This window comes from Corynebacterium ihumii, assembly GCF_028609825.1.
Taxonomy (GTDB): Bacteria; Actinomycetota; Actinomycetes; order Mycobacteriales; family Mycobacteriaceae; genus Corynebacterium; species Corynebacterium afermentans.
On record NZ_CP063190.1, the window covers coordinates 1,826,063 to 1,838,352 of the forward strand.

The following is a 12,290-nucleotide window of genomic DNA, read 5'->3' on the forward strand; positions in this document are numbered from 1 at the left end:
CCGCCGAAGCGGGGGTTCGTTCAGGAGGCCGAGACGAGAATACTAGCTGGTAGCGCGAGCGTTACCCTCGACGGCGGCCAATTCGTGGTTGCCGCCCTTGCCCGAGTCGCGGTGACCGGTGTGAGCCTCGCGGCGCAGGGTCTCCACCATGTGCGGGTAGTGCAGCTCGAACGCCGGGCGCTCAGAGCGGATACGTGGCAGGGCGGTGAAGTTGTGGCGCGGCGGCGGGCAGGTGGTTGCCCATTCCAGCGAGTTGCCGTAGCCCCACGGATCGTCGACGGTGACGATCTCGCCGTAGCGCCAGGACTTGAAAACGTTCCAGATGAACGGCAGCATGCCGATGCCCAGGATGAACGAGCCAACCGTGGAAACCTGGTTCAGAAGCGTGAAGCCGTCGGTGTCCAGGTAGTCGGCGTAGCGGCGTGGCATACCCATGTTGCCCAGCCAGTGCTGGACCAGGAAGGTCATGTTGAAGCCGACGACCGTGAACCAGAAGTGGATCTTGCCCAGCTTCTCGTCCAGCATGCGGCCAGTCATCTTCGGGAACCAGAAGTACACGCCAGCAGTGGAGGCGAACACCACGGTGCCGAACAGGGTGTAGTGGAAGTGCGCAACCACGAAGTAGGAGTCGTGCAGCTGGAAATCCAGCGGCGGGGAAGCCAGCATGATGCCGGTCAGACCACCGAACAGGAAGGTGAACAGGAAGCCGACAGCCCACAACATCGGGGTCTCGAACGTGAGGTGGCCGTTCCACATCGTGCCCAGCCAGTTGAAGAACTTCACGCCGGTCGGCACGGAGATGAGGAAGGTCATGAACGAGAAGAACGGCAGCAGAACCGCGCCGGTGGCGAACATGTGGTGCGCCCACACGGCCATGGACAGACCAGCAATTGCCAGGGTTGCAAAGATCAGACCGATGTAGCCGAAGATCGGCTTACGGGAGAACACCGGAACGATCTCGGAGATCAAGCCGAAGAACGGCAGCGCCAGGACGTACACCTCGGGGTGGCCGAAGAACCAGAACAGGTGCTGCCACAGAATCGTGCCGCCGTTGGCGGTGTCGTAGATGTGGCCGCCGAGCAGACGGTCGTAGAGCACGCCCATCGCCGCAGCAGTCAGCAACGGGAAAATCATCAGGGCGATGATGGAGGTGACGAAGACAGTCCAGGTGAACGCCGGCAGACGGAACATGGTCATGCCCGGCGCACGCATTGTCAGCACGGTGGTGAGCATGTTCACTGCGGAGGCGATGGTGCCCACACCGGTGGCGCCCACGCCGACAATCCAGAGGTTGGCTGAGACGGACGGGGTGTGCACAGAGTCAGCCAGCGGCATGTACATGGTCCAACCGAAGTCGGCAGCGCCACCCGGGGTGACAAAGCCGAGAAGCATGGCAATAACGCCGATGCTGGTGACCCAGAAGCCGAACGCGTTCAGGCGCGGGAAGGCCACGTCCGGTGCGCCGATCTGCAGCGGCAGCACGTAGTTGGCAAAACCCCAGACGATCGGGGTACCGAACGCCAGCAGCATGACAGTGCCGTGCATGGTGAACAGCTGGTTGAACTGCTCGTTGGACAGGAACTGCAGGCCCGGGCTGAACAGCTCGGCGCGGATAAGCAGTGCCATCAGGCCGGCCACGAAGAACCAGACGAAGGACATGATGATGTACATGATGCCCAGTTCTTTGTGGTCAGTCGTGGTGAGTTGCTTGTAAATCTGCGAGCCCTTGCGAGCGTTGCCCGTGGGCTCTGGGCGTGTCGGCGGGACGTAATTATCCAGCCGCGGTGCCACAGCGGTCATCTGATCCTCCTGACTACGGCGCCTGCGCCTACCCCGGCCGACGCCGGATTAGGCCCAGATGCCACGAGTGATACCGGATCAGCATAACGTTCTGCACACTGTTTTTCCAGCCTCCGGCAATGCTGCCCCCGAGCGGGGTCAGCACCCGGCCAAGCCAACCCGGGCTGTAACTGGTGAGGCGCATGGGAACTGCCCGGCGGGCATGTAAAATCCCCGGCTCGCGGGCGCGAACCGGGGGTCACGGAAGGTACGTCGTAAAGTTTGTGCCTAGAAATCCCAGTCGTCGTCCTGAGTGTCCTCCGCGCGCCCAATGACGTAGGAGGAGCCGGAACCGGAGAAGAAGTCGTGGTTCTCGTCCGCGTTCGGCGACAGCGAAGCCAAAATTGCCGGCGACACCTTCGTCTCGTCCACCGGGAACAGGCCCTCATAACCGAGGTTGTTCAGCGCCTTGTTGGCGTTGTACCGCAGGAAGCGCTTCACGTCTTCGGTCCAGCCGAGCGCGTCGTAAATGTCCTCGGTGTACTGGTTTTCGTTCTCGTAAAGGTCGTAGAGCAGCTCGAATGCGTAGTCCTTCAGCTCCTCCTTGCGCTCCTCCGACTCGCCTCGCAGCGCCACCTGGTACTTGTAGCCGATGTAGTAGCCGTGCACCGCCTCGTCGCGGATAATCAGGCGGATGATGTCGGCGGTGTTCGTCAGCTTGGAGTGCACCGACCAGTTCAGCGGCAGGTAGAAGCCGGAGTAGAACAGGAAGGACTCCAGCATCACAGACGCAATCTTGCGCTTGAGCGGGTCGTCGCCCTCGTAGTAGCTCAGGATGATTTTCGCCTTGCGCTGGAGGTACTCGTTTTCCTCGGACCAGCGGAACGCGTCGTTAATTGCGGGAGTGTCCGCAAGGGTCATGAAGATGTTGGAGTAGGACTTCGCGTGCACCGACTCCATGAAGGCGATGTTGGTCAGCACCGCTTCCTCGTGCAACGAATTCGCGTCCGGCAGCAGCGAGACCGCGCCGACGGTTCCCTGGATGGTGTCCAGCAGCGTCAGGCCGGTGAACACGCGCATGGTGGCTTGCTTTTCTTCGTCGTTGAGGGTGTTCCAGCTCGGGATGTCGTTGGACACCGGAATCTTTTCTGGGAGCCAGAAGTTGCCGGTCAGGCGATCCCACACTTCAAGGTCCTTGTCGTCCGGGACGCTATTCCAGTTAATAGCCTTCACGGGCTTTTCGTGGGACTCGAGGTAACGCGCGTAATCGTCAGTCATGGCGACCATCCTACTACGGTGTCAAACGCCTCGGGAGACGTCCTGCGCCCCGCCCGGAAATCGGCTCCACGCGATGCCATAACTGGGCAGCTGCATGACTAAACTACTCGCATACTGTCGCAAACATCATCTCTTAAAGGAGGTCGCGCCGTGGCTACCAGCGGTCATCGGTCCTCTCAGCCACTACTTTCGTCGATCCTGGACACGCTCGGCGAGGAAATCGTTTCAGGCAGCCAGCCCGAGGGGCACACGTTCACCCTCCACGACCTGTCGGAGCGCTTCGGCATCTCCCGCACCGTCGCCCGCGAGGCGATGCGCGCGCTCGAGCAGCTCGGTCTTGTGTCTTCGTCCCGCCGCGTGGGGCTGAAGGTTCTGCCGCAAAGCGAGTGGAACGTGTTCGACCACGCGATTATCTCCTGGCGCCTGCGCACTGAGGAGCAACGCCCGGCCCAGTTGGCGTCGCTGCGCGAACTCCGCGACGCCATCGAGCCCACCGCCGCCCGCCTCGCCGCCGTCAACGCCACGAAGGAGCAGGCGCGCCGCCTGTGCGAGCTGGCGGACCAGATCGTGGAGCTGGCCGGCCAGGATGCCGGCAACTCGGACGCATTCCAGGAGGCGGACCTGGAGTTCCACGCGCTCATGCTCGAGGCGTCGGGCAACGAGATGTTTGTGGCGCTGACCCCGCCGATCATGGACATCATGTCCGGCCGCGCGCTCTACGGCATCATGCCGGACGACCCGCACGTGGACACCATGCAGATCCACGTGGATCTGGCGCAGGCCATTGCTTCCGGCAATGCGGATGCTGCCGAGGATGCTTCTCGACGCCTACTCCGCGGCGTCAACGACTTTATGGAGATGTAACTCTCCCCGGTGAGCCCCGCCATGCCCCCTAGAGCATGCAGGAAACGCAGCCCTCGATCTCGGTGCCTTCCAGCGCCATCTGGCGCAGGCGGATGTAGTACAAGGTCTTCACACCCTTCTTCCACGCGTAGATCTGCGCGCGGTTGATGTCGCGGGTGGTCACCGTGTCCTTGAAGAACAGGGTCAGCGACAGGCCCTGGTCGACGTACTTCGTGGCCACCGCGTAGGTGTCGATGATCTTCTCGTAGCCGATCTCGTAGGCGTCCTTGAAGTACTCGATGTTCTCGTTGTCCATGTGCGGCGCCGGGTAGTAGACGCGGCCGATTTTGCCTTCCTTGCGGATCTCAATTTTGGAGGCGATCGGGTGGATCGAGGACGTGGAGTTGTTGATGTAGGAAATCGAGCCGGTCGGCGGCACGGCCTGCAGGTAGCGGTTGTAGATGCCGTCGCGGGCGATATCTTCCTTCAGCTGCGCCCACTCCTGCGCCGTCGGCACGGCGATGTCGGAGTTGGCAAACAGCTCCTTGACCTTGTCGGTTTTGGGCTGGAAGTCCTCCGGGTTGTAGCGGTCGAAGAACTCGCCCGTGGCGTACTCGGACTTGGCAAAGTCCGCGAACGCGGTGCCCTTCTCCACGGCGATCTTGTGGGAGGCGCGCAGGCACTGGTACATCACGGCTGCGAAGTAGGCGTTGGTGAAGTCCAGGCCTTCCTCGGAGCCGTACTCGATGTGCTCGCGGCCGAGGTAGCCGTGCAGGTTCATCTGGCCCAGGCCGATGGCGTGGGAGGCGTCGTTGCCGTCGCGCACCGGCGGCACGGAGTCGATGGAGGTCTTGTCCGCCACTGCGGTCAGCGCGCGGATGGAGGTCTCGACGGTTTTGGCGAAGTCGTCGGAGTCCATCGCCATCGCGATGTTCAGCGAGCCCAGGTTGCAGGAGATGTCGTGGCCGGTCTCGGCGTAGGTCAGGTCCTCGTTCAGCACTGACGGGGAGTTGACCTGCAGGATCTCCGAGCACAGGTTGGACATGTTGATGCGGCCGGTCTTCACCGGGTTCGCGCGGTTCGCCGTGTCCTCGAACATGATGTACGGGTAGCCGGACTCGAACTGGATCTCGGCGATGGTCTGGAAGAACGCGCGCGCAGAGATCTTGGACTTGCGGATGCGCGGGTCTTCGACCATCTCCTCGTACTTTTCGGTCACGGAGATGTCCGCGAACGGCACGCCGTAGACGCGCTCGACGTCGTACGGGGAGAACAAGTACATGTCGTCGTTGCGCTTGGCCAGCTCAAAAGTGATGTCCGGGATGACCACGCCGAGCGAGAGGGTCTTGATGCGGATTTTCTCGTCCGCGTTCTCGCGCTTGGTGTCCAAAAAGCGCATGATGTCGGGGTGGTGGGCGTTGAGGTACACCGCACCTGCACCCTGGCGTGCGCCGAGCTGGTTGGCGTAGGAGAACGCGTCTTCCAAAAGCTTCATCACTGGGATGACGCCGGAGGACTGGTTTTCGATGTGCTTGATCGGCGCGCCGGATTCACGGATGTTGCTCAGAAGCAGTGCCACGCCGCCGCCGCGCTTGGACAGCTGCAGCGACGAGTTGATGGCGCGGCCGATGGACTCCATGTTGTCTTCGATGCGCAAAAGGAAGCAAGACACCAACTCGCCGCGCTGCGCCTTGCCGGCGTTCAAGAACGTCGGGGTGGCGGGCTGGAAGCGGCCGGTCATGATCTCGTCCACAAGCGCGAATGCGAGCTCCTCGTTGCCGTCGGCGAGGAAGAGGGAGGTCATGGCCACGCGGTCCTCGAAGCGCTCGAGGTAGCGGCGCCCGTCGAAAGTCTTCAGCGTGTAGGAGGTGTAGTACTTGTACGCGCCGAGGAAGGACTTGAAGCGGAATTTGTAGGAGTACGCGCGCTTGAACGTGTCCTTAATGAAGTTCCAGTCGTACTTCTCAATGGTGTCCGGCTCGTAGTACTTGTTGGTGACCAGGTAGTCGATCTTTTCTTCCAGGTCGTGGAAGTAGACGGTGTTCTGGTTGACGTGCTGGAGGAAGAACTGGTTCGCGGCCTCGCGGTCCTTTTCAAACTGGATCTGGCCGTTTTCGTCGTAGAGGTTCAGAAGCGCGTTGAGCGCGTGGTAATCCAGCTGGTCGCTTTCTTTGACCGGCTCCGGGACATTCTTACCGACAGTCTGGGTAGTCACATCTCGTCCTTCATCGTGTTCTTGAATATTTACCGGCGTATTCTTCGCGCAGTTTTGCAAGCCGCTCGGATTCGTCCGGGGCATCTTGCCTATCGACGACCTCCGGTCCCCCACGCAGCCCCAACCTTCCAGCGTTTTCGACCAGTTGGCGGCGCACGTGCGCAACGTCCTCGGCCGAGCCCATGAGCTCGAACCGGTACAAGTATGGGACCTTACACTTGTCGGCGATAACCTTCCCGGCAAGACAGTAATCTGCCCCGAAGTTGGAGTTGCCGGCGGCGATGACACCCCGGATCAGGCTCCGGTTGCCTTCGTTGTTGAGGAAGCGGATCACCTGCCCCGGCACCGGCCGCGAGTTGCCGCCGCTGACGCTCACTCCGCCACCGTATGTGGGGCAGATGAGCACGTACGGCTCGTCGACGTTGAGTTCCGGGTCGTTCCTGCGCAATGGGATGCGCTGGGACGGGAGGCCGAGCTTCTCCACAAACCGCTTCGTGTTCTCCGTCGCGGAAGAGAAGTAGACCACCAGCATGGCAGCCGCCTTTCTTCGTCTTGAGTTTTCTGTTGTGTGGCGCCCGCGCTATTTCCCGCCCCCTCCCAGAACCAAATCCAGCTACTAGGTTCCAGCTATTCGCCTTTTTGGGACCGTTAGCTGGGTCTTACTAGCTGGATCCGCGAGGAGGACGGGCGCGGGCGGCGGGGGCCGGGCAGTTACGCAGCGGCGGCGAGGCCCTTGATGCGGTCCGGGCGGAAGCCGGACCAGTGCTCGCCGTTGGCCTCAACGACCGGGGCCTGCACATAGCCGAGGGCCATGACGTAGTCGCGGGCCTCGTCGTCCATGGAGATGTCAACCGTGGTGAACTCGAGGCCGGCCTTGGTCAGGGCCTTCTCGGTTGCCTTGCACTGCATGCAGGCCGGCTTGCTGTAAACGGTGATCGACATAGTTCTTCAGGCTCTTTCTGTGCGGGTCTTCGACCGGGATTCGACAGGGTTTCGACGCTTTTTCTCGCTTCCCCGGCTCCCCCGGGGCAACACCAAGAGACACTATACCTTGGGGGAAACTTCGGCAACTGCTACTACATGTAGTAGTTACACGGGTGGTATTCCCAGGATAGAGGGAGCAAATCACCTACATGTAGTTAAAACATGGACAGCTCACTGCTCCCAAACGTGTAATTTGGCGGAAATTAGATTCGGCCGGAGGTTTCGTCGCAAAGCAAAAAGCCCCGCCACCAAACGGTGACGGGGCGGGATTCGCGCTTAGCCCTGGCGAGCCTTGAAGCGGGGATCCTTCTTGTTGATCACAAAAACCTTGCCGTGGCGGCGCACAACCTGAGCGCCCGGCTTGTTCTTCAGCGACCGAAGCGACTTGCGGACCTTCATCGGGCGCTCCTTTCTGCTCGGATTACCTGCAATTAGCGACCATCGGCGAGCTGCCGAGTCGCAACACGGGGGTAAATGTTACACACCGGACGCGCTGAATCAAAACCTCCTACCATGAGCGCCATGCAATCAGAGATCATCGCCACCCTCGGCGTGGCACCGACCATCGACCCGGCCACCGAGATCACCCGGCGCGTGCAGTTCCTAGTGGACTACCTGGACGCCACCGGCGCGAAGGGGTACGTACTCGGCATTTCCGGCGGGCAGGACTCCACGCTCGCCGGGCGTCTGGCGCAGCTGGCGGTGGAGAAACGCCGGGCGAACGGCAGCGACGCGACCTTCGTTGCGGTGCGGCTGCCTCACGGCGTGCAGGCCGACGAGGACGACGCGCAGCTGGCACTCAAGTTCATTCAGCCCGACGAGACGGTCACGGTGGACATCGAGCCAGCCACCACCGCCCTAGCTAGTGCTGTGGCGGGCGCGCTGGGAGCGGGCAGCCTCGGCGATTTCAACAAGGGCAACGTCAAGGCGCGCATGCGCATGATCGCCCAGTATGCCATCGCCGGCGAGCGCGGTCTTCTGGTGGTGGGCTCGGACCATGCGGCGGAGAACATCACCGGGTTTTTCACCAAACACGGCGACGGCGCCGCAGACCTTATCCCGCTGGCCGGGTTGGACAAGCGCCAGGGCGCGGCGCTTTTGGCCCACCTCGACGCCGAACCCCGCCTGTGGGAGAAGGTCCCGACCGCGGACCTGGAAGAAGACCGCCCCGCGCTTCCCGACGAAGAGGCGCTCGGCGTCACCTACGTCCACATCGACGACTACCTGGAGGGCAAGCGGGTTCCCGCCGAGGCCGCCGAGCGCCTCGAGCACCTGTGGCGTGTCGGCCAGCACAAGCGCCACCTGCCGCCGGGCCCGAACGACACCTGGTGGCGTTAGGGCAGGTCGCGGAGGTCCGCCATCACCCGCTCTAAGCGCTCCTCACCGCGTTCCTCTTCGAGCCATTCCTCCAGAGTGAAGTCGAGCTGGATAGGTTCCCAGGTCACTTCGAAGGGTTTGCCGCGCTGCTCGAGAAGCCCAAGTTCTTCGAGCCTATCTAGCGAATTTTTTACATTCCCCATCTGAATCTCCTCCTTTATTGCCTACTGTCTATCACGCGCAGGGTCTCCTCCGCCGCGCGCACGAGCGCGGAGCCGTAGGACGGGCCGTGCGTCCACGCGTGTACCGCCAGCGGGTGCAGCTGGTGCACCGCGATGCGTCGCTGCCAGTCGCTGCCCAACTCACCCCCAGCGTCCACATACCCGTCCACGATCGCGCTGAAGTGAGGCGCGCCGAACAGCTCGAGCATGGCGATGTCGGTCAGCGGGTGCCCGCCGTGCGCAGCCGGGTCGATAAACCGCGGCCCGTCCGCGCCGAACAGCAGGTTGCCCGCCCACAGGTCGCCGTGGATGCGGGCCAGCGGGGCGCTCTCGTCTTCTTCGAGCAGCGCATCGCATGCTTGCTTGACGACGTCCATCCCGCCGTCCCCCACATTCCCCGCCCGACGCGCCTTCTCTGCGAAAGGCAGTACTCGCTGCTCCACGTAGAACTTGGCCCAGCGCTCGGTTGGCTCGCATGCCTGCTGGCGGGTGCCGATGAAGTTGGGTCCGTCCCACCCGTCCGCGGGCGCCCCAAACGCAGCCGCTCCCATGGCGTGGATGGCGGCCAGCTCACGGCCGGCCTGACGGGCGGCGTCCACGGTCGGGCGAACGGGATCCACCTTCTCGATGGTCAGCGTGTTCGCGTCCTCGTCCAGTTCCAGCACCTCCACCACCGCGGTGGAGCCCTCGCGCAGCCAGCGCAGGTACGCCGCCTCCGCGGCTGCGGCTCCCGGCGCGCTGCCGTGCTTCACAAACGTGTCAGACATCGATGCCCTCCAATCGCAGTAAGAAACGTTTTGCCTCTGTTCCGCCACGGTAACCGCCAAGTTGGCCGTCGCTGCGCAGCACCCGGTGGCACGGGATGAACAGCGGCAACGGGTTGGTGGCGCACGCGCTGCCCACCGCGCGTACCGCTTTGGGGTTTCCCACCGCGCCGGCGAGCTGCGCGTAGGAGGTGGTCTCCCCGTACGGGACTTCCGCCAGCTCCCGCAGCACCGCAGTGCGGAAACCGGTCACGCCCTGTAAGTCCATCGGCACGGTGAACTTCCGGCGTGTGCGGGCGAAGTACTCGGTAAGCTGCTGGGTGGCTACGGGGTGGTCCGAAGGTTCGTCGATAGGCAGCTGCTCCCCTTCGAAGCACACGCGGGTGAGGCCGCGCTCACTGGCGACGAGGCACAACGGTCCGATCGGTGACGCAAACATGCAGTTCAGAGTAGCTCCCGGCCGATGAGATCGCGCTACACTCCTAGCCATGCACCGGAAACTCACCACCGCCCTCGCCTGCGCCGCGGCCCTTACCTTGGCCTCCTGCGGCAACTCATCCGACATCATCGCTGGCACCAGCCCCGCTATCGCCTCCGCAGTGTGCGACGGCGACGACGGATGCGAATCCGACATGCGCCAACTCAGCCACAAGCTCGATGCGTCCGATGACGGCGACGGCGACGGCATCATCAACCGCGAGGAGCTCGACGCCGCCCTCAAGCGTTTAGACAAGGAAGCCGAGGAGAAGGAGGCCGCCGCCGCGTCGTCTTCCGCTGCGGCCGCGTCCTCCTCCGCCGCAGCAGCGTCGAAGTCCGCGGAAGCCGAGCGCAAAGCGGCCGAACGCGAGGCAGCGGAACGTGAAGCAGCAGAACGAGAAGCGGCCGAGCGAAAGGCAGCTGAACGTGAGGCAGCGGAGCGCGAAGCAGCCGAGCGTGAAGCCGCGAACCAACAACAGCAGGCACCCGAGCCCGCGCCGCAGCAGCAGGCACCCCAGCAACCCGCGCCGGCGCAATCCGGCCCGCCGGCCATGGAGTGGGCCACCCTCGGCCCCTACGGGAGCCTGTTCACGTGCGAGCAAGCGCGCGACGTGTGGCCCGTTGATTCACACGCCTGCTACACCGGCGCTGACGGCAACGCATACTTCGAAGGCATGCGCCAGGCCGCTCAGTAGCGCCGCCCCCGCGAAACGAGAAAACTGCCCGGCCGAACAGGCGGGCAGTTTTATTTTGGTGGAGCTAACGGGATTCGAACCCGTGACCCCCACACTGCCAGTGTGGTGCGCTACCAACTGCGCCATAGCCCCATGCGGCAGCTGTGCTGCCACAGGTATATGTAGTTGTGGAGTGGAGCTAACGGGATTCGAACCCGTGACCCCCACACTGCCAGTGTGGTGCGCTACCAACTGCGCCATAGCCCCTTGGGTAACTCACGTAAATATACAACCGGGTGCGCAGGCCGCCAAATCCCCAGCGGGAAAGCGAAACCGCCCCACCCCGGGACTGGAGTGAGGCGGTGAAAACGCTGTAAAGGAACGCGCTTAGAGGCTGGCCAGTACCTCAGGCCAGTAGTTGCGCGCGGAATCCTTCTCCTCACTCATGGAGGGGTCGCCCATAATTTCCCGGAGTTCCTCGATATCGACGAGGTCTTCAACGTCCTTGCCGTCAATCAAGACGCGCGGGGTCCACGCCTCGCCGGTCTCGTCCTCCTGATACTTCATGTTCTCGGAGTTCATGCGCTTCGCGGCCTCGATGTACTTGCCGTCGCGGATATCCTGGATGGCAGCATCGGAGGCCTCGTAGTCCTTGGCCAGGTCAGCGAAGCCGTCGTTGTCGTACTTGTTGTACGCGGACTGCTGGTTCTGGAACAGGTAGTTACGGACGGTGAACGCTTGGGCCAGGTCACCGTTGGCGATTAGCGCCAGCTCAGCAGCGAGCGCCTTGGTGGAGTGGCCTTCCTGACCACTGTCCAGTACGGTCATCGGGCGCAGCTCGACGTTGATCTCGCCGGCCTTGAGCTTCTCCAACATCGCCTCGTCGGTGGCGATGTGCAGGTCCGCACAGTAGGTGCAGGAGAAATCTTCGAACAGTTCGGCGGTCTTCGCGTCGGGGTTGTTGCCGGTGAGGTGGATGGTGCTTTCCTCCCCATTCCAGGCAACGTTGATGCCCTCGACGTCGATCATTTCTTCTTTGATAGCGGCGCTGCGGTTTTCGCGGCCGTTGAAGACGATCAGGCCGATCACCACGAGGGCGATAGCCAGGACGGCGAGGACCGCCCAGATAAAGGCGGCGTTGCCCTTCTTGTTCGGGTTTTCCACTTTACGTGTGGTCACAGTTATCTCCTATTGTGCGTGCCGTATGACATGACGGGTACTTTCTACCCGCACAAGTTTAGGGGTAGACAGCGAACTTCTTAAACGGGCGCCACATCATAAACCCGGTGATGGCGATGTAGGCCAGGTCGCGCACCACGGTGACCAGCAGGTTACTCTCGCCTTCTCCGGCCTGAGACGGGTCGAAGCAGCCGCAGTCGATGACCAGACCGCGCTGCCATGCGGACACCAGGCCGATAATGAACAGCGTCAGCACAATGATGGACACCTTGCCGGACCAGTGCAGTTTGATGCCCAGAAGCAACAGCAGGCCGCCGGCCACTTCGAGCGGGCCGATGATGTGCGCCAGCAGGTAGGACCAGTCGGAGGTGAAAATCTCGTAGGCCTCGATGGTCTTGGTTACGTCGAGGGGAACACCGAGTTTCGCAATGCCGGCGTCCAGCCACACGTATGCCATGAAGAAACGCGCCAGCGCGGAAAGTACATCCAGCACCAGCGCTTTTGTGTTGCGCGGGGGCGCGGGGGTTGTCGTTATGCTCACAGGTCGTACGTTACTTCA

General features: G+C 62.6%; 14 protein-coding genes and 2 tRNA genes. 3 read left to right on the top strand and 13 right to left on the bottom strand.

Going from position 1 to position 12,290, the window contains the following annotated elements; genetic code table 11:
• Window positions 1–42 precede the first annotated feature (42 nt).
• Window positions 43–1,800, bottom strand: coding sequence for an aa3-type cytochrome oxidase subunit I (ctaD, locus tag CIHUM_RS08910; RefSeq protein WP_081634389.1), 1,758 nt, complete (start codon window positions 1,798–1,800; stop codon window positions 43–45).
• Window positions 1,801–2,067: 267 nt separating this feature from the next.
• On the bottom strand, window positions 2,068–3,057 hold the full coding sequence (gene nrdF / locus CIHUM_RS08915; protein ID WP_034998077.1) for a class 1b ribonucleoside-diphosphate reductase subunit beta: 990 nt from the start codon (window positions 3,055–3,057) through the stop codon (window positions 2,068–2,070).
• A 150-nt stretch (window positions 3,058–3,207) separates the two neighbouring features.
• Here nrdF and CIHUM_RS08920 point away from each other — a divergent pair, with 150 nt between their 5' ends.
• Entirely contained in the window at window positions 3,208–3,921 is a 714-nt protein-coding gene (locus CIHUM_RS08920) for a FadR/GntR family transcriptional regulator (protein WP_034998075.1), read from the top strand.
• Window positions 3,922–3,949: 28 nt separating this feature from the next.
• On the opposite strand, the gene nrdE is transcribed toward CIHUM_RS08920, so the two are convergent.
• The 4 genes from nrdE to ykgO form a co-directional block, all read right to left on the bottom strand.
• Window positions 3,950–6,115: a class 1b ribonucleoside-diphosphate reductase subunit alpha gene (nrdE, locus tag CIHUM_RS08925; RefSeq protein ID WP_034998072.1), complete on the bottom strand. Its 2,166-nt coding sequence runs from the start codon at window positions 6,113–6,115 to the stop codon at window positions 3,950–3,952.
• A 10-nt stretch (window positions 6,116–6,125) separates the two neighbouring features.
• The gene (gene nrdI, locus CIHUM_RS08930; RefSeq protein ID WP_074431982.1) at window positions 6,126–6,647 is read right to left on the bottom strand and encodes a class Ib ribonucleoside-diphosphate reductase assembly flavoprotein NrdI; all 522 of its coding nucleotides are present in this window, start codon (window positions 6,645–6,647) and stop codon (window positions 6,126–6,128) included.
• A gap of 179 nt (window positions 6,648–6,826) precedes the next feature.
• Window positions 6,827–7,057, bottom strand: coding sequence for a glutaredoxin-like protein NrdH (nrdH, locus tag CIHUM_RS08935; protein WP_034998070.1), 231 nt, complete (start codon window positions 7,055–7,057; stop codon window positions 6,827–6,829).
• 318 nt (window positions 7,058–7,375) lie between these two features.
• On the bottom strand, window positions 7,376–7,498 hold the full coding sequence (ykgO, locus tag CIHUM_RS08940) for a type B 50S ribosomal protein L36 (protein ID WP_012732041.1): 123 nt from the start codon (window positions 7,496–7,498) through the stop codon (window positions 7,376–7,378).
• A gap of 114 nt (window positions 7,499–7,612) precedes the next feature.
• Between ykgO and nadE the strand changes: the two genes are divergently transcribed.
• Window positions 7,613–8,437, top strand: a complete 825-nt coding sequence (nadE, locus tag CIHUM_RS08945; RefSeq protein ID WP_034998064.1) for an ammonia-dependent NAD(+) synthetase — start codon at window positions 7,613–7,615, stop codon at window positions 8,435–8,437.
• Here the strand turns inward: nadE and CIHUM_RS08950 are convergent.
• Genes CIHUM_RS08950 through CIHUM_RS08960 form a run of 3 tightly spaced genes read right to left on the bottom strand, consistent with a single transcriptional unit; the run spans window position 8,434 to window position 9,840 of the window.
• Complete coding sequence (locus CIHUM_RS08950) at window positions 8,434–8,619, bottom strand: hypothetical protein (protein WP_034998061.1); 186 nt, start codon at window positions 8,617–8,619, stop codon at window positions 8,434–8,436. The two genes, nadE and CIHUM_RS08950, sit on opposite strands and share 4 nt — an antisense overlap.
• A gap of 14 nt (window positions 8,620–8,633) precedes the next feature.
• Window positions 8,634–9,404: a fructosamine kinase family protein gene (locus tag CIHUM_RS08955; protein ID WP_034998058.1), complete on the bottom strand. Its 771-nt coding sequence runs from the start codon at window positions 9,402–9,404 to the stop codon at window positions 8,634–8,636.
• A complete protein-coding gene (locus tag CIHUM_RS08960; protein ID WP_051106312.1) occupies window positions 9,397–9,840 on the bottom strand; it encodes a methylated-DNA--[protein]-cysteine S-methyltransferase in 444 nt (147 codons plus the stop codon). Before CIHUM_RS08960 ends, CIHUM_RS08955 begins: the two co-directional genes overlap by 8 nt.
• A 49-nt stretch (window positions 9,841–9,889) precedes the next feature.
• On the opposite strand from CIHUM_RS08960, the gene CIHUM_RS08965 reads away from it, so the two are divergent.
• Complete coding sequence (locus CIHUM_RS08965; protein WP_051106311.1) at window positions 9,890–10,573, top strand: hypothetical protein; 684 nt, start codon at window positions 9,890–9,892, stop codon at window positions 10,571–10,573.
• Between the two features lie 56 nt (window positions 10,574–10,629).
• On the opposite strand, the gene CIHUM_RS08970 is transcribed toward CIHUM_RS08965, so the two are convergent.
• The 4 genes from CIHUM_RS08970 to CIHUM_RS08985 form a co-directional block, all read right to left on the bottom strand.
• Window positions 10,630–10,705, bottom strand: a tRNA-Ala gene (locus CIHUM_RS08970).
• 41 nt (window positions 10,706–10,746) lie between these two features.
• Window positions 10,747–10,819: transfer RNA gene (locus CIHUM_RS08975), tRNA-Ala, on the bottom strand.
• A 120-nt stretch (window positions 10,820–10,939) separates the two neighbouring features.
• Complete coding sequence (locus CIHUM_RS08980) at window positions 10,940–11,731, bottom strand: thioredoxin domain-containing protein (RefSeq protein ID WP_074431981.1); 792 nt, start codon at window positions 11,729–11,731, stop codon at window positions 10,940–10,942.
• A gap of 58 nt (window positions 11,732–11,789) precedes the next feature.
• Window positions 11,790–12,272 (bottom strand): MauE/DoxX family redox-associated membrane protein, encoded by a 483-nt coding sequence (locus CIHUM_RS08985; RefSeq protein WP_337956122.1) that lies wholly within the window; start codon window positions 12,270–12,272, stop codon window positions 11,790–11,792.
• Window positions 12,273–12,290 lie beyond the last annotated feature (18 nt).

What these genes read in the sequence shown, in the direction of transcription:
- ctaD (WP_081634389.1), bottom strand. Translation starts at nt 1,800, where the DNA reads ATGACCGCTGTGGCACCGCGGCTGGATAATTACGTCCCGCCGACACGC.
- nrdF (WP_034998077.1), bottom strand. Translation starts at nt 3,057, where the DNA reads ATGACTGACGATTACGCGCGTTACCTCGAGTCCCACGAAAAGCCCGTG.
- nrdI (WP_074431982.1), bottom strand. Translation starts at nt 6,647, where the DNA reads ATGCTGGTGGTCTACTTCTCTTCCGCGACGGAGAACACGAAGCGGTTT.
- nrdH (WP_034998070.1), bottom strand. Translation starts at nt 7,057, where the DNA reads ATGTCGATCACCGTTTACAGCAAGCCGGCCTGCATGCAGTGCAAGGCA.
- ykgO (WP_012732041.1), bottom strand. Translation starts at nt 7,498, where the DNA reads ATGAAGGTCCGCAAGTCGCTTCGGTCGCTGAAGAACAAGCCGGGCGCT.
- nadE (WP_034998064.1), top strand. Translation starts at nt 7,613, where the DNA reads ATGAGCGCCATGCAATCAGAGATCATCGCCACCCTCGGCGTGGCACCG.
- CIHUM_RS08950 (WP_034998061.1), bottom strand. Translation starts at nt 8,619, where the DNA reads ATGGGGAATGTAAAAAATTCGCTAGATAGGCTCGAAGAACTTGGGCTT.
- CIHUM_RS08955 (WP_034998058.1), bottom strand. Translation starts at nt 9,404, where the DNA reads ATGTCTGACACGTTTGTGAAGCACGGCAGCGCGCCGGGAGCCGCAGCC.
- CIHUM_RS08960 (WP_051106312.1), bottom strand. Translation starts at nt 9,840, where the DNA reads ATGTTTGCGTCACCGATCGGACCGTTGTGCCTCGTCGCCAGTGAGCGC.
- CIHUM_RS08965 (WP_051106311.1), top strand. Translation starts at nt 9,890, where the DNA reads ATGCACCGGAAACTCACCACCGCCCTCGCCTGCGCCGCGGCCCTTACC.